This is a genomic window from Corynebacterium lipophiloflavum DSM 44291 (assembly GCF_000159635.1).
GTDB classification, from domain to species: Bacteria; Actinomycetota; Actinomycetes; order Mycobacteriales; family Mycobacteriaceae; genus Corynebacterium; species Corynebacterium lipophiloflavum.
This window is the reverse complement of sequence record NZ_GG667191.1, coordinates 604854-619072: the sequence shown is the minus strand read 5'-3', so window position 1 is coordinate 619072 and position 14219 is coordinate 604854. Positions and strand designations below refer to the sequence as shown.

Below are 14219 nucleotides of genomic sequence, written 5' to 3'. Positions count from 1 at the left end.
ATCTAGCCGGGCGTTAGCGGGCGAAGCCAACGGCGCGCGCGTTGGAGTTGCCCACTTCGACATACGCGATGCGTTCGGTGCGCACGAGGAACTTGCGGCCCTTGTCGTCTTCCAAGGTCAGCGTCGGCTGGCCCTCCGCGATCGCCGCGCTCACGCGCGCAAGGACATCCTCCTGCATCTCGTTGCTGGAAACCGCGAGCTCTCGCTGGCTGTCGGAAAGTCCGATCCTGATATCCATGTGCTTAGATTCACTGTCCTTGTCTCAGTTTGGTTTTCGCAGTCCGCACCATTGTATCGGCTGTATCGGCCGCAGCGGCCACTGCACTCGCCGGTCGAAATCCGCCGGCGCTAAGATGAGCGTGTGCTTACCCCAACTAACCCTGCGGAGCAACTCGCGCCGACGTTCGCCGAGCTCGGTGTCGCGGCGGAGATTGTCGATGCGTTACATGAGCTCGGGATCACGCACACCTTTTCCATCCAGGAGCTCGCGGCGCCGCTGGCCCTGGCGGGCAAGGATGTCATCGGCCAGGCGCGCACGGGCATGGGCAAGACCTACGCGTTCGGTGTTCCCCTCCTGGATCGGGTCTTCGACGACGCTGACGTCGCCGAGCTCGACGGCACTCCCCGAGCGTTGATTATCGTGCCGACGCGCGAGCTGGCCGTGCAGGTCGGGGAAGACCTTTCCCGAGCCGCGAAGTACACCCCTGTGCGGATCACCACCGTCTACGGCGGGCGGCCCTACGAAGCGCAGATAGCGGTATTGAGCAGTGGCGTCGACGTCGTGGTCGGAACCCCGGGTCGCCTGATTGACCTTCTCAACCGCGGCAACCTGCAACTGGACCGCGTCGCGGTGTTGGTGCTCGACGAGGCCGACGAGATGCTCGACCTTGGTTTCTTCCCGGACATCCAGAAGCTGTGGGCCGCTCTGCCGCAACCGGTGCAGGCGATGCTGTTTTCGGCGACGATGCCCGGGCCGATTTTGACCCTGGCGCGGTCGTTGATGAACCGGCCCGTGCACATCCGCGCCGAGGCCGCGAACACCCCGAGCACCCACTCGACGACGCGCCAGGTGGTCTTTCGGTCGCACCGCATGGACAAGCTCGAGGTCACCGCGCGCATCCTGCAGGCGCGCGGGCGCGGGCGCACGATCGTCTTCACGCGGATGAAGCGCACCGCCGCCGAGGTGGCCCGCGATCTCGCCGAGCGCGGTTTCGACGTCGGTTCCGTCCACGGCGATCTGGGCCAGGGTGCGCGTGAACAGGCGCTCGAGGCGTTTCGCAGCGGCGAGGTGAGCATCCTTGTGGCCACGGACGTCGCCGCGCGCGGCATCGATGTCGACGACGTGACCCACGTCATCAACTTCCAGACCCCGGATGATCCCATGACCTACGTCCATCGCATCGGCCGCACGGGCCGGGCGGGACAGACCGGGATCGCGGTCACGCTCGTCGGCTTTGATGAGGGGCAGAAATGGACTGCGATCAACGCCGAACTGGGACTCGAGATGCCCGATCCACCGGCGTGGTTTTCCACCTCGCCGGAGCTTTACGAGGCACTGGATATCCCCGACTCCGCCGGCGAGCGCGTCGGCCCGGCGGTCACCGTCCACGGTGACCCCTCCCCGCGCCGCCCGCGCGAAAGGAAGCGCCGGTGAGCGCACCTTATCGACGCACCCGGGGCGACCTCATCGCGGCGGCGGTAATCGCGGCGGCATCGCTGGTGCTGGTGGCCGTGGCGTTCGCCACCGCCCCCATCCGCGCCTCCCAGCTGTCGCCCGCGGTGAAGGAGTATGAGAGCGCAGCTAGCTTGTCGACGCCCCCATCAACGCTTCAGGAATCTTTCCGCCTCCCCGACACCTCGGAGGGTGTCGCACCCGTTGTCGCCGAGGGCATGATCATTTCCTACGCCGACGGCACTCTGCGGGCGACAACGCCGCAAGGGGAGACGGCGTGGACGTATCAGCGCGACCTCGACCTGTGCGCGCTTGACGCGGCCTGGGGAAAGGTGGTCGCCACCTACCGCGGCACCGCCGGCTGCGGCGACGTCGTGGCGCTCGACGCCTTGGCCGGGACGTACTCGGCAACGCGCTCGTCGGTGGCCCCGGATGAGGTGGCGTCGCTGTCGTCGAACGATCGCGTGGGCTACGCCAGCGCAGAGCGCGTGGAGCTGTGGCGCTCGGACCTCGTGCGCACCGTGGAGTACGGCCGTGTTGAGGCCCCGCAGGAGTCCGGGATGCAGCCGCACGCGTGCACGATCACCTCGGCGCAAACGCGCAAGGAACTGCTCGCGGTGACCGAGCGTTGCGAGGACGGGACGTGGCTGCGGCTGCAAACAACCACCCCTGAGGATTCCCGCAAGCCGGAGATTCACGCCGACGTCCCCATCGCGGAGTCGGCCTATGTGGTCGCGGTGTCGCCGCAGGCCGCGGCGGTCTACGACCCGGGCTCGATGCAGGTCAGCGCCTACAACACAAACGGCGAGCAGTTATCGGCGTCCCCCGCCCCCGATCTCGGCCCAGCTGCCGACCCCGCAACCGGCGAATCCGCCGATCTGCCCCACCACATGACGTACTTCTCCCCGAACACGCTGTCCTTGTTCGAGCCGGACGGTCTGCATTTCAGCGGGGCGTTCGACGGCGCGTTGGGGCCTGGCTTCGCGGCCGGCGACAAGTTGCTCTTCGCAACTAGCGCGGGTGTGGTTGTCGCTAACTGGGACACCCGCGAGGTGGAACGGGTGATCGCTCTCGATCGCGGTGGTTACGCGGGCCCGGTGGGGCTGGCGGGCGCGGGAGACGCGGTCGTCGAAAAGCGCGGCGGCGAGCTGGTGGTATTTTCCGCCAGCTAGGCGCGGGTGCGGGCGTGAAAGCGCGCTTCCCAGTACTGGACCGCGGCGGGGTGGAACACCCCGGCGAGCGCGAGCAGGGCGGAGACCAAGGTGACGGCGCCGAGGAGTACCGCTCCCCCGGTGAACATGTAGAAGGCCACGCCGAGCAGGATTGCTTCAATCAGCACGATTGCGCCGCGGCCCGACGGCTGCCCGGCCACGGTGCTCGCGGCGTGGTAGGCGACGAAACCGAAGACGATGAGCAGAAACACCGCGGTTCCGATGCCCACGAAGTCCGTGGCGGCGGAGGCGGACTCCAAGCTTGACGACGCCGTGCCGCGGAGGTTGGTGACAATCAGCCAGATCGAATATCCGAACAACGCTAGGCACTGCGCGAGCACAACGGCCGCACCGAACTTGACCACAGCGGGGACGGCGAGTGCGGCACGCTCGTTTTCGTCAATGGGGTTTCGTTTCTCAGTCACGGGGCTTAAGTGTATCCGCGCCTCAAATTCCCCGTAAACGCCACGTAAACGCAACGAGTGCGTCCACAATGGGTATCGAAGCGATTTGACCGCGCGCCTGGCTGCGTGCTCGCTCCAAAGTAGGCAAAAGTGCAGGCCAGCGCCTTGCAGCAGAACGGAAATTTCATGGGTGCCCACCAATCCGAGCCATTTTCTACACGAAAGAAAATATGATCTCCATCACAATTCGGGCTCTACCCCTAGCGGAGATCGTTGGGACGTGCCATTATTCTCGGGTAGCCAAAACGACGGGCTGGTTACCTAGCCCTTAACCCCAAGCCACCACGGGGTTAACAGCAGGGAAATGGATGACGGATCCCGGATCCACCGGGAAGATCTGCCCAACTCCTGCCGTGTTGAAACGTACAGTGCACCCAGATCTCTGGGGGCATTTGTGGTGCGCACAAAACCTTAAAACGCAACGAAACCCACTGAATGAAGGAGTACTGACCATGGATTGGCGCCACGAAGCCGTTTGCCGCGACGAAGACCCCGAGCTGTTCTTCCCCGTCGGAAACTCCGGCCCCGCACTCAGCCAGATCGCGCAGGCGAAGCTTGTCTGCAACCGCTGCCCCGTGACCAGCCAGTGCCTGAAGTGGGCACTGGAGACCGGCCAGGACGCCGGCGTGTGGGGCGGCCTGTCCGAAGAGGAGCGCCGTGCGCTCAAGCGACGCAACAAGCAGCGCGCCCGCAATCGCGCACGCCTGACCGCCTAAGCCCAGCCGTCACGCCTTAGCGCCCCGATTTCTCCGCGCGCCCGCGCGGGCGATAAAGTGGGGAAACGAGACACACTTTGACCCATACAAGGAGGCACCATGAGCAAGCGTGGTCGTAAGCGGAAGGACCGCCGCAAGAAGAGCGCCAACCGCGGCAAGCGCCCGAACTCTTAAGAAGCGCAAACGAAACGCCCTCCACGCCACATTAGGCGCGGAGGGCGTTTCGCCGTTACTGGCCACGAGAGCCCTTACCTGCGGTAGTGAACCTGGGTGACGGATACTGTCGTGATGGAGGCGATAATGCGCTGGCGAAGGTGATCCGGGGCGTGGGAGGCGCCGCAGCACTTCTGGACGATGGTGCGTGCGGCGAGCTCGTTCTCGTAGCGGCTAAAGCACTCCGGGCAGGACTGGATGAAGTCGCGGATCTCTGCGGCGCGGGCCGCGGTGGTCTCGGAGTCGAGCAATTCACACAACATGCGGTGCGCGTTCCCGCACTTCGGGCAATCAGTGCTCATTTACTTCTTCTCCTCCAGACCGATTCCTTGCTCGTTGGCCACATCTTTCAACAACACGCGGAGCTGTTTTCTTCCCCGATGCAGCCGAGACATCACGGTGCCGAGCGGAATGTCGAGCGCCTCGGCGATTTCTTTGTACGCCATTTCTTCCACATCGGCCATGTAAACGACCATCCTGTAGTCTTCGTTGAGTTCGTCGAACGCCTCGGAGATCCGGCTGTTGGGCATGACCTTCAGAGCCGCGACCTCGGCCGATTCGAGCCCCGTCGAGTCGTGCGAGCTCGTGGTGTAGAGCTGGTGATCGGTCATGTCCTCGGTCGAGGTTTCGAGCGGCCTGCGCTGCCTCTTGCGGTAGGTGTTGATGTAGGAGTTCGTCATGATCCGATACAGCCACGCCTTTAAATTGGTGCCCGGCTTGTAGCTGTCGAAAGCGTTGAACGCCTTGAGGTAGGTCTCCTGCACCAGGTCCTCCGCGTCTTGGGGGTTACGCGTCATCCGCAGGGCGCCGGCATAGAGCTGGTCCAGAAGCGGCATCGCCTCCTCGGTGAAGCGCTTGTGCACGTCAGTGTCGGCCATGGGCATCATTGTAGCTACCGCCTGCTGGCCTATTGTGGGTCACCATGGCGAAGAAAACTAGAGCCGTCGAGGCGGTGGCGGCAATCGACCACGAGTTGTTGAGCTACACCCCCAGCCGCGATCACTTCGGGGAGCACTCCGTCGCCGAGCTGGGCCTCGACCCCTCCACCGTGCTGAAAACCCTCGTCGTCCAGCACGAGCGCGACCTGGCCCTGTGCCTGGTCCCCGTCTCGGGGCGGTTGAGCCTCAAGGCCGCCGCCCGCGCACTCGAGTGGAAAAACGCCGCGCTCGCCGACCCCGGCCGGGCGCAGCGCGCCACCGGCTACGTCATCGGCGGCATCTCACCGTTGGGCACCGCGACTGAGCTGCGCACGCTTATCGACGCCCCCTGCGCCGCCGTGCCCACCGTCACCGTCTCCGGCGGCTAGCGGGGCCTGTCAATTTCTCTTGCTCCGCGCGATTTAGCGGCCCTGACCTGTGCTGAGTTCGTGGAGCTCAGTTCCTAGGAAGCGTCGATAAGCTCGGCGAAATCGTTGCGCACGTCGCCCACCGCTTTAGACACCGGGCGGTACGACAATTCCCCGGCAACGCGCGAGGGGTGCACCAGCTCGAGGGCCTCCTCCGGCGTGCCGCGCACCCACTGCTCGATCTCGTCGCGGGCGAGAAACAGCGGCAGCCTGTTGTGCAGCCACGTCATCTGCTCACCCACCGAGTCGGTGGTGACCATCGTGGTCGAGAGCCTGTCCAGTCCCGTTTCCCACAGCGCGGCGGCGTACAGCATGCCGTGGGCAGGTGTGACGAAGTAGGGCTGCTTGTCTTTCCACTCGTAGTAACCGTCGAGCACCATCAGGCCCCGCCGGGCCTTGAACGCCGAACGAAACGACGGTTTCTCGGCCACAGTCTCACCGCGGGCGTTAAACAGCGGCGGGCCGGAATCGTCCTTCTTCCAGCTGGGTAAAAGACCCCAACGCGCCGAATCGAGGGTGGCGACCTCGCCGTCGAAGCGGATCAACGGCACCTGCTGGGTGGGCGCGACGTTGTAGCGCGGCGGCGGAGTGCCGTCCGGCGCGTCGACGCGCGCGATGGACGGCAGAGTTGCCACCTCGTCGAGGAGGTCGGTGCCGCTGGTGAATAGAACGAATCGTCCGCACATGTCCACCATTATCGCGCTTACCGCGGACACCGGCGCATTAATGGTGGTGCCGCGCTGTAAGTCCTTATGATGGTTTGCATGACTGAACTGTGGCCAGCGCCGTTTTCCGCGACCCCGATCACCCATACTGTCAGCGTGCCGGGGTCAAAGTCGCTGACCAACCGCGCCTACGTGCTGTCCGCCTTGGCCCAGGGGCCCTCGACCATCGTCGGCGCGCTGCGCTCGCGCGACACGGACTTGATGGAGGCGGCGCTCGCTTCCATGGGCGTGGGCTTTGTCACCGAGGGGGACGAAATCTCGGTGACCCCCGGCAGCCTGCACGGCGCCGAGGTCGACTGCGGGCTCGCCGGCACCGTGATGCGTTTTCTGCCCGCGGTCGCCGCCTTCGCCGCCGGCGAGGTCCGTTTCGACGGTGACGAGCGCGCCCGCCAGCGCCCCATCGCGACCATTTTGGACGCCCTGCGCGACCTGGGCGTCCAGATCCAGGGCGGCAGCCTGCCGTTTAGCGTCCACGGCGCCTCCCGCGCGCGCGGCGGCACGGTGGAGATCGACGCTTCCGGCTCCTCCCAGTTCGTCTCCGGGCTGCTCCTCGCGGCGGCGCGTTTCGACGAGGGCGTGACCATCACCCACACCGGCGGCACCCTGCCATCGATGCCGCACATCGAGATGACGCTCGCCATGCTTGCCGACGCCGGCGTGGCCGTAGAATCCACCGGCCACACCTGGCGGGTTGCGCCGCAGCCGATCCGCGGGCGCACATGGGTGGTTGAGCCGGATCTGTCGAACGCGACCCCGTTTATCGCCGCGGCGGCCGTCACCGGCGGTTGCGTTGCCGTGAAGAACTGGCCGGCCGCGACCACGCAACCGGGTGACGCGATCCGCACGATTGTGGAGCGCATGGGCTGCGAGACCGTTCTCGAGGCCGACGCCGCGGGTGGACACACCCTGCGCGTGACTGGGGCGTCGAGAGGCACGCTAGGCGGCATCCGCCTCGACATGAGCGACCTCGGCGAACTCACCCCCACCGTCGCCGCGCTGGCGGCTGTGGCCAAAACACCCTCCGAGCTCACCGGAATCGCACACCTGCGCGGCCACGAAACGGACAGGCTCAAGGCGCTGACGGACGAAATCAACAGGCTCGGCGGCGACTGCGAGGAACTCGCCGATGGTCTGCGCATCCGCCCGGCCCGCCTGCACGGTGGACAGTGGCACTCCTACGACGACCACCGCATGGCCACCGCCGGGGCGATCATCGGGCTGGTCACCGAGGGTGTCGAGGTGGAAAACATCGCCACCACCGCCAAAACCCTGCCCGGGTTCGAGAGCATGTGGGCAGACATGGTGGAGGCGTAATTCCCGTGGCCAGACGGTTTTCCGACTACGACGAATCCGACGTCCGCGTCCGTCCAGGTAGGGGGTCGCGCCCGCGCTCCAAGGACCGCCCCGCCCACGACGACGCCGTGGGCGGGATGGTGGTCACCAAAGACCGCGGCCGCTGGGGTGTCGTCCTCGACGACACCGGGGCCGTCGTCCAGTGCATGCGGGCGCGGGAGTTGAAAAGGGTCTCCGTCGAGGTCGGGGATCGCGTCGGCGTTGTGGGCGATACCAGCGGAGACAAGGACACGTTGGCGCGCATCGTCAAACGCGAGGACCGCACCTCGGTGCTGCGCCGGACCGCGGACGATACCGACCCCTACGAGCGCATCGTCGTAGCCAACGCGGAGTTGCTGTTGATTGTCACCGCGGTCGCCGATCCCCCGCCGCGCACCGGGTTTGTCGAACGCGCTCTGATCGCCGCGTTCGTCGGGGGCGTGACCCCTATCGTGTGCCTGACAAAGTCCGATCTGGCGGACCCGGCAATTTTCCGCGCGGAGCTGGAAGACCTCGACGTCGACGTGCTCGTGGTCGGCATTGACGACGACATCAAGCAACTGGCGAAACGCATCACGGGCCGCCTCTCCGCGCTCATCGGCCACTCCGGCGTGGGCAAATCCACGCTGGTTAACCGCATCGTGCCCGACGCCAACCGGGAGACCGGGGCGGTTTCCGGCGTGGGCAAGGGCCGTCACACCTCCACCCAGTCGGTGGCGCTGGAGCTACCCGGCGGCGGCTGGATCATCGACACCCCCGGCATTCGCTCCTTCGGGCTGGCCCACGTCAGCCCCGATGAAATCGTCGGCGTGTTCCCCGAGTTGGCCGCAGCCGCGGAACACTGCCCGCGCGGCTGTACCCACCTCGGCCCGCCCGCCGATCCCGAGTGCGCGTGGGACGAGCTCGACCACACCTGCCCGACGGGCAGGCGCGCGCTCGCCGTGCGGCGCCTGCTTGAGGCGCTGCACTCCAACAACGAGTGGGAGCTAAAGCAGCTCGACGATAAACGGTAGCTCGCTGGGGTCGTAGAACGCCATGTAATTGTCCTGCGCATCCCCCACCGCCAGCTCGGCATCCTCGTCGCCCAGATCCGCGGCATCGACGTTGTCGATCGCCTTCGCGGTGGCCGCCTCGGCCTCGGCGACATCGATATGAAGCGCGGCGACGTCCTTCATCTCGACAGGGCCGTCGATGCGCACCACGGACTCGCCCATCTCAGCCGCAACCGTCACCTCCACGTCGGCGGAGACGACCACGCGGCGGTGCGGAAACTGCTCCTCGTCGCCGATCGCGAGCAAGCGTATCGACGCCAGCGCCGCGTCGTCGAAGGCAATCGCCTCAATCTCCTCCTGATCGCCCGAGGTGAAAAACTCGGTCAGCTCGGGCGTGGCCGCGAATCCCCAACCATTGCGGGGGTGGAGAACCCCGCTGTCTTTCAGCGAGGCCAGCATGGAAAACGTCGCCGGGATGTAGACCCTCACTCGAACTCACCCTCAATGTCGAACAAGGACTGGATCTCCACCGCGGTGCGCTCGAAGGCGGTGTGCAAAATGCCGATCATGCCGTTTTCAACGGCGCCGCGGACGTTCATGATGTCGTCGTCGATCATCACGCAATCGGTGAGCGGGGCCTCTACCGCGTCCGCGGCGGCCTGGAACGCGGCACGCTCGGGTTTGCGAGCGCCCACCTCGCCCGAGAGCACGACCGCGTCGACAACCCCGCGAAACTCCCATTCACGCACCTGGTCGGCCTGCTCGCCCTCCGCCTCAACGTTGGACAGGATCGCGGTCTTGATTCCCGTTTCCTTGACGGCCTCGATCAACGTGCGCCACCGGCGCTGGTCCTCGGCATCGGTGTCGAGAACTCCGGCGTAGTCAATGATGAGTGCCTGCATCAGGATGGGAAACCTCTCTGTGTGCTTACTGAAGTGTGCGCTAGCAGCCGTTGCGGCGCTGCCTAATCGTGCCACAATCCTACCTACCCCGCCTATCGACCGCGAAGGAGCAAACGTGTTCTACCCAGTGCCAGGGCAGCAATACATGCACGTCCTGGTGCCCAGGACGCTGGCCTCGGCCCGACCCCAGGACCGCGCTGAACCCACAGCCAACGTCTCGCCCCTGGTGCGAGGCGCGCTTGACGCGGCGTTCGGCAACCGTGACGCGGAGACACTGAAGTCAAAGCTCTACGCACTCGGGGTGCGCAACCACGTCAAGGCCAAGCGCAGAGCCTTGGCGGTGCGCGGGCCGGTACGCATTGTCACCTGTCACGCGCGCGAGGGCGGCGAGCTGTTCGGCTCCGTCGACGTCGGCGGGCGGCGCTTCGGCTACGTCGCCCGGGTGCGCGACGCTCGGTTAGTGTCGTTCAAGGTGCTGTAGGTCGACACGCTACTTCCCGCGGCGCCGCCGGCGGTAAACGCTGAGCGTGTAAAGGACACACCCGATACCTCCCAGCAAGGCGAGGGTTTTTCCTTGGGAGTACAGCGGGTGGGAGAAGTCGCCGGTGACAATCTGCACTACGTTCAGCAGTATCCCCACGCACGTGACGGGGATCAGCAGAATGACTAGCGGGTTCTTCAACATGACTGCGACCATCGCACGATACTCGGGAAGCAGGAAGCCCGAAGTCCGAGCTCGGTATGACAGTAGAAACCCTTTCGCGGGTGAATCACCGAGGGTCAGCAGTGACAAGTTTTACATCAGGCCTCCACACCACCTGGGAAAATGACAAAAGTTTCAACGCTGGTTCAACTTTTGTCACTCACAACGGCCCACCTTCTAAGTCGTCGCGGTCTCCGCTCCCGGCTGCTGCTCGAACTGCCTGCGCATCATGAACAGCTGGCGCACGGTTTCCTCCTGCACGGCCTCCTCCATCGCGTGGAACATGTCGCCGCCTTCTTTCTGGTACTCCACCAGCGGGTCACGCTGCGCCATCGCGCGCAGGCCGATGCCTTCCTTGAGGTAGTCCATCTCGTAGAGGTGCTCGCGCCACTTCGTGTCGATCACCGGCAGGATGACCATGCGCTCGACGTTGCGCATCTGCGCCTCCCCGCCAATCGCGGCGACGTTCGCCTCCAACGAGTCGTACTGGGCCTGGGCGTCAGCAACGAGAGCCTCACGCAGCTGGCCGGCGGTTAACTCACCGGGGCGGCCGTACTCGGAGCCGTCGATAAGCTGCTGCGGCGTCACGGACGGGCCGTAGAGGGAGTCTAGCGCGTTGAACAGCTCATCGAGGTCCCAGTCCTCCACGTAGCCTTCCACCGTCGCGCCGTCGACGTAGGCGCCGACGGTGTCGGTAATCATGCGGCGGATCTGGTCCTTGATGTCTTTCCCGCCGAGGATTTCCTGGCGCTCGCGGTAGACCACCTTGCGCTGCTCGTTGAGCACCTCGTCGTACTTGAGCACGTTCTTGCGCATCTCAAAGTTCTGGTTCTCCACCTGACTCTGCGCGCCCTTGATCGCGTTGGAGACCATCTTCGCCTCGATCGGCACGTCGTCGGGGACGTTGAGGCGGTTCATCATGTTCTCCATGGTCTGGCCGACGAAGCGGACCATCAACTCATCACGCATGGAGAGGTAGAAACGGGTCTCGCCCGGGTCACCCTGGCGGCCCGAACGGCCGCGCAACTGGTTGTCGATGCGGCGCGACTCGTGGCGCTCCGTGCCGATAACGTACAGGCCGCCGGCCTTACGGACCTCGTCGCCAAGCTGCATCGAGCGCTCGCGCGCCTTCGGCAGCTGCTCGTTCCACGCCTCCTGGTAGCGTTCCTCGTCCTCGAAGGGGTCGAGGCCCTGCTCTTGGAGTCGGGCGTCGAGCAGCACTTCGGGGTTGCCGCCGAGCACGATGTCGGTGCCGCGGCCGGCCATGTTCGTCGACACCGTCACTTTGCCGGGCAACCCCGCCTCGGCGATGATTCGGCCCTCCTCCTCGTGGTGCTTCGCGTTGAGTACGTTGTGCTTGACACCCTTGCGGGTGAGCAGCTGGGACAGGTACTCCGAACGCTCGACCGAGGTCGTGCCCACTAGCACTGGCTGGCCGTTTGCGACGTGCTCGGCAATGTCGTCCGCGACAGCGGCGAACTTCGCCTCCTGGGTCTTGTACACTAGGTCATCGCGGTCAACGCGCTGGTTCGGTTTGTTCGGCGGAACCGCCACCACGTCGAGGCCGTAAATCTGGTGCAGCTCGGCAGCCTCCGTCTCCGCGGTACCCGTCATGCCGGCGAGCTTGTGGTAGAGACGGAAGTAGTTCTGCAGGGTCACCGTCGCCAAGGTCTGGTTCTCGTTTTTGATCTCGACGTTTTCCTTGGCCTCAATGGCCTGGTGCATGCCCTCGTTGTAGCGCCGCCCCGCCAGCACGCGTCCGGTGAAGCTGTCGACGATCAGCACCTCACCCTTGCGGATGATGTAGTCCTTGTCGCGCTCGAAGAGCTCCTTGGCCTTAATGGCATTGTTGAGGTACGACACCAGCTGGGAGTGCTCTGGGGCGTAGAGGTTGTCAATGCCGAGCTGATCCTCGACGTACTCCACGCCCTCCTCGGTCACGCCGATGGTGCGCTTGCGCTTGTCCACCTCGTAGTGGATGCCCTCGCGCATGCGCGGGGCGAGCTGGGCGAAAACGGTGAAGAATTGGATCGAACCATCGACCGGGCCCGAGATGATCAGCGGGGTACGCGCCTCGTCGATCAGGATCGAGTCAACCTCATCAACGATGGCGTAATTGTGTCCGCGCTGGACCATATCCGCCGTCGAGCGGGTCATGTTGTCGCGCAGGTAATCGAAACCGAGCTCGTTGTTCGTGCCGTAGGTAATGTCCGCCGCGTAGGCCTTCTTGCGCTCCGGCGGGCGCATCTCGGACAAGATCACGCCCACGTCGAGTCCCAGGAAGTGGTGCACGCGGCCCATCATCTCGGCGTCGCGCTTGGCCAGGTAGTCGTTGACGGTAACGATGTGCACGCCCTTGCCCTCAAGGCCATTGAGGTACGCCGGAAGCACAGAAGTCAGGGTCTTGCCCTCACCGGTTTTCATCTCGGCGACGGACCCGAAGTGCAACGCCGCACCACCCATCACCTGGACCCGGTAGTGCTTCTGGCCCAGCACGCGCCACGAAGCCTCCCGGGCGGTGGCGAAGGCGTCGATAAGCAGCTCGTCCAAGCTGGTGCCGTCCGCGATGAGCCGCCTGAACTCGGCCGTTTTTGCCTTGAGCTCTGCGTCACTTAGCGCCGCGTACTCGTCCTCGAGTGCGATGACCTCGTCGGCCATCTTGGCGAGGCGCTTGACGGTGCGACCCTCTCCGGCTCGGAGAAGCTTCGAAAGTCCAAACACGTGCTAGGAGTCCTTCATGTAGATGGAAATAAACTACTGCCAACAGGCCATTGTACCGCCATGGCTGACAACCGTCGCTGGGAAGTCACCCTTAAAAGACCGAGCGCCGCCTTGCAAGGGTGAAAGCCCCCACAGGCGGCGCGGCACATCGACTGCCGAATTAGGCGTCGTCGTCGGTCTCGACGAGCGAGATCAGACCGTAGTCGAAGGCGTGACGGCGGTACACCACCGACGGTCGGTTGGTCTCGGAATTGATGAAAAGGTAGAAGTCGTGGCCGACCAGCTCCATCTCGGACAGGGCATCGTCGACGCTCATCGGCGTGGCGGGGTGCTCCTTGCGGCGCACGACCTGGCCCGGCTGCACGTCCTCGATCTGGTCCGCGTAGGGGTCCACATCGAACTGGCCGCCCGCGCTCGTGCGAGCCTCGCGCGCCTGAGCCTCGAGCTCCGCAGCGATCTGGCCGGTGGACTTCGGTGCGCGGTGGCCGGAGCGGGAAATCTCGCGACGCACCTTGACTTTGCGCAGCGAGCGCTCCAACTTGCCAATCGCCGACTCGAGGGCAGCGTAGAAGCTGTCCTCCTTGGCCTCGGCGCGGGCGAGGTGGCCCTTGCCGGTGGCGGTGATCTGGATACGCTGCGCCTGCGCCTCACGGCGCGGGTTCGGCTCGTGCTTGAGCTCGACGTGGAAGAAATTCAGCGTCGGATCAAGCTTCTCAATCTTGGCGAGCTTGGCGTTGACGCGCTCCTGGAAGTGCTCGGGGACCTCGACGTTGCGCCCGGTGATGGTCACCTGTGCCTCGGGGCTTAAGACGGCGTTGGCGTCGTTGTTGTCTGCAGAAGTCATCTGCTTCCTCCCTTGGTAGCAGCGAATACGGTGGTAAATCCACTATACAAGCGGGCTGTTGCCCCCCGCGCCCAAACATGCCACCAAATTTCTCGGATCAGGCCCCGCATAGCGCCACGCAGGCGCGCACGTCGGCCCCGCGAGCAAGCAGCGTTGCGACGCTCGCATGCAGCGTCGAACCCGTCGTCACCACGTCATCGACCACGATGACGCCACCTTTCGGCACGGAGGCGCAGCGCACCCGCCCCGCCAGGTTGGCTCGCCTTTGCGCGGCGGAGAGCTCGGATTGATCCCGCGCTGCCGGCGCCAGGCTCAGCACCGCGGCCGTCGGCCTGCCGCTGGCCCTGCACAAGGCCTCCACCGGATCACCGCCGCGGTT

At 65.2% G+C, this 14219-nt stretch carries 19 protein-coding genes; 8 read left to right on the top strand and 11 right to left on the bottom strand.

The genetic code is table 11. From position 1 onward, the window contains the following. Positions 1 to 13 precede the first annotated feature (13 nt). The gene (locus tag HMPREF0298_RS03125) at positions 14 to 238 is read right to left on the bottom strand and encodes a DUF3107 domain-containing protein (protein ID WP_006839646.1); all 225 of its coding nucleotides are present in this window, start codon (positions 236 to 238) and stop codon (positions 14 to 16) included. Positions 239 to 361: 123 nt separating this feature from the next. On the opposite strand from HMPREF0298_RS03125, the gene HMPREF0298_RS03120 reads away from it, so the two are divergent. Next, complete coding sequence (locus HMPREF0298_RS03120) at positions 362 to 1654, top strand: DEAD/DEAH box helicase (RefSeq protein WP_006839645.1); 1293 nt, start codon at positions 362 to 364, stop codon at positions 1652 to 1654. Continuing rightward, positions 1651 to 2844, top strand: coding sequence for an Rv3212 family protein (locus HMPREF0298_RS03115; RefSeq protein ID WP_006839644.1), 1194 nt, complete (start codon positions 1651 to 1653; stop codon positions 2842 to 2844). The genes HMPREF0298_RS03120 and HMPREF0298_RS03115 overlap by 4 nt, the downstream gene beginning before the upstream one ends. On the opposite strand, the gene HMPREF0298_RS03110 is transcribed toward HMPREF0298_RS03115, so the two are convergent. Then, entirely contained in the window at positions 2841 to 3308 is a 468-nt protein-coding gene (locus HMPREF0298_RS03110; RefSeq protein ID WP_006839643.1) for a hypothetical protein, read from the bottom strand. The two genes, HMPREF0298_RS03115 and HMPREF0298_RS03110, sit on opposite strands and share 4 nt — an antisense overlap. 491 nt (positions 3309 to 3799) lie before the next feature. Between HMPREF0298_RS03110 and HMPREF0298_RS03105 the strand changes: the two genes are divergently transcribed. Beyond that, positions 3800 to 4063 (top strand): WhiB family transcriptional regulator, encoded by a 264-nt coding sequence (locus tag HMPREF0298_RS03105; RefSeq protein WP_006839642.1) that lies wholly within the window; start codon positions 3800 to 3802, stop codon positions 4061 to 4063. Between the two features lie 99 nt (positions 4064 to 4162). Further along, positions 4163 to 4237 carry a 50S ribosomal protein bL37 gene (locus tag HMPREF0298_RS12950; protein WP_095066802.1) on the top strand — a complete coding sequence of 25 codons (75 nt, stop codon included), beginning with the start codon at positions 4163 to 4165 and terminating at the stop codon, positions 4235 to 4237. A 74-nt stretch (positions 4238 to 4311) separates the two neighbouring features. Here HMPREF0298_RS12950 and rsrA read toward each other — a convergent pair whose 3' ends face one another. Continuing rightward, entirely contained in the window at positions 4312 to 4578 is a 267-nt protein-coding gene (gene rsrA / locus HMPREF0298_RS03100) for a mycothiol system anti-sigma-R factor (RefSeq protein WP_040422223.1), read from the bottom strand. Next, the gene (locus tag HMPREF0298_RS03095) at positions 4579 to 5163 is read right to left on the bottom strand and encodes a sigma-70 family RNA polymerase sigma factor (protein WP_006839640.1); all 585 of its coding nucleotides are present in this window, start codon (positions 5161 to 5163) and stop codon (positions 4579 to 4581) included. 35 nt (positions 5164 to 5198) lie between these two features. Between HMPREF0298_RS03095 and HMPREF0298_RS03090 the strand changes: the two genes are divergently transcribed. Next, positions 5199 to 5582, top strand: coding sequence for a YbaK/EbsC family protein (locus HMPREF0298_RS03090; RefSeq protein WP_006839639.1), 384 nt, complete (start codon positions 5199 to 5201; stop codon positions 5580 to 5582). A 74-nt stretch (positions 5583 to 5656) separates the two neighbouring features. Here HMPREF0298_RS03090 and HMPREF0298_RS03085 read toward each other — a convergent pair whose 3' ends face one another. Further along, the gene (locus HMPREF0298_RS03085) at positions 5657 to 6307 is read right to left on the bottom strand and encodes an SOS response-associated peptidase (RefSeq protein ID WP_040422420.1); all 651 of its coding nucleotides are present in this window, start codon (positions 6305 to 6307) and stop codon (positions 5657 to 5659) included. A 69-nt stretch (positions 6308 to 6376) separates the two neighbouring features. Between HMPREF0298_RS03085 and aroA the strand changes: the two genes are divergently transcribed. Continuing rightward, positions 6377 to 7660 (top strand): 3-phosphoshikimate 1-carboxyvinyltransferase, encoded by a 1284-nt coding sequence (gene aroA / locus HMPREF0298_RS03080; protein ID WP_050758289.1) that lies wholly within the window; start codon positions 6377 to 6379, stop codon positions 7658 to 7660. A 5-nt stretch (positions 7661 to 7665) separates the two neighbouring features. Beyond that, positions 7666 to 8691 carry a ribosome small subunit-dependent GTPase A gene (gene rsgA / locus HMPREF0298_RS03075; RefSeq protein ID WP_040422221.1) on the top strand — a complete coding sequence of 342 codons (1026 nt, stop codon included), beginning with the start codon at positions 7666 to 7668 and terminating at the stop codon, positions 8689 to 8691. Here the strand turns inward: rsgA and HMPREF0298_RS03070 are convergent. Together HMPREF0298_RS03070 and HMPREF0298_RS03065 are read right to left on the bottom strand one after the other, a co-directional pair. Further along, on the bottom strand, positions 8665 to 9159 hold the full coding sequence (locus HMPREF0298_RS03070; protein ID WP_006839635.1) for a DUF6912 family protein: 495 nt from the start codon (positions 9157 to 9159) through the stop codon (positions 8665 to 8667). The two genes, rsgA and HMPREF0298_RS03070, sit on opposite strands and share 27 nt — an antisense overlap. Beyond that, positions 9156 to 9572 (bottom strand): HAD family hydrolase, encoded by a 417-nt coding sequence (locus HMPREF0298_RS03065; RefSeq protein ID WP_006839634.1) that lies wholly within the window; start codon positions 9570 to 9572, stop codon positions 9156 to 9158. Before HMPREF0298_RS03065 ends, HMPREF0298_RS03070 begins: the two co-directional genes overlap by 4 nt. Before the next feature lie 115 nt (positions 9573 to 9687). Here HMPREF0298_RS03065 and HMPREF0298_RS03060 point away from each other — a divergent pair, with 115 nt between their 5' ends. After that, the gene (locus HMPREF0298_RS03060; RefSeq protein ID WP_006839633.1) at positions 9688 to 10053 is read left to right on the top strand and encodes a hypothetical protein; all 366 of its coding nucleotides are present in this window, start codon (positions 9688 to 9690) and stop codon (positions 10051 to 10053) included. Between the two features lie 9 nt (positions 10054 to 10062). Here HMPREF0298_RS03060 and HMPREF0298_RS03055 read toward each other — a convergent pair whose 3' ends face one another. From HMPREF0298_RS03055 to HMPREF0298_RS12550, 4 genes are all read right to left on the bottom strand, one after another. Continuing rightward, complete coding sequence (locus HMPREF0298_RS03055) at positions 10063 to 10269, bottom strand: hypothetical protein (RefSeq protein ID WP_006839632.1); 207 nt, start codon at positions 10267 to 10269, stop codon at positions 10063 to 10065. A 183-nt stretch (positions 10270 to 10452) separates the two neighbouring features. Further along, positions 10453 to 12996, bottom strand: coding sequence for a preprotein translocase subunit SecA (gene secA, locus HMPREF0298_RS03050; RefSeq protein ID WP_006839631.1), 2544 nt, complete (start codon positions 12994 to 12996; stop codon positions 10453 to 10455). 160 nt (positions 12997 to 13156) lie between these two features. Further along, on the bottom strand, positions 13157 to 13840 hold the full coding sequence (hpf, locus tag HMPREF0298_RS03045) for a ribosome hibernation-promoting factor, HPF/YfiA family (protein WP_006839630.1): 684 nt from the start codon (positions 13838 to 13840) through the stop codon (positions 13157 to 13159). A gap of 97 nt (positions 13841 to 13937) precedes the next feature. Next, positions 13938 to 14219, bottom strand: a 282-nt coding sequence (locus tag HMPREF0298_RS12550) for a phosphoribosyltransferase family protein (RefSeq protein ID WP_006839629.1), incomplete at its 5' end; no start/stop codon positions are given.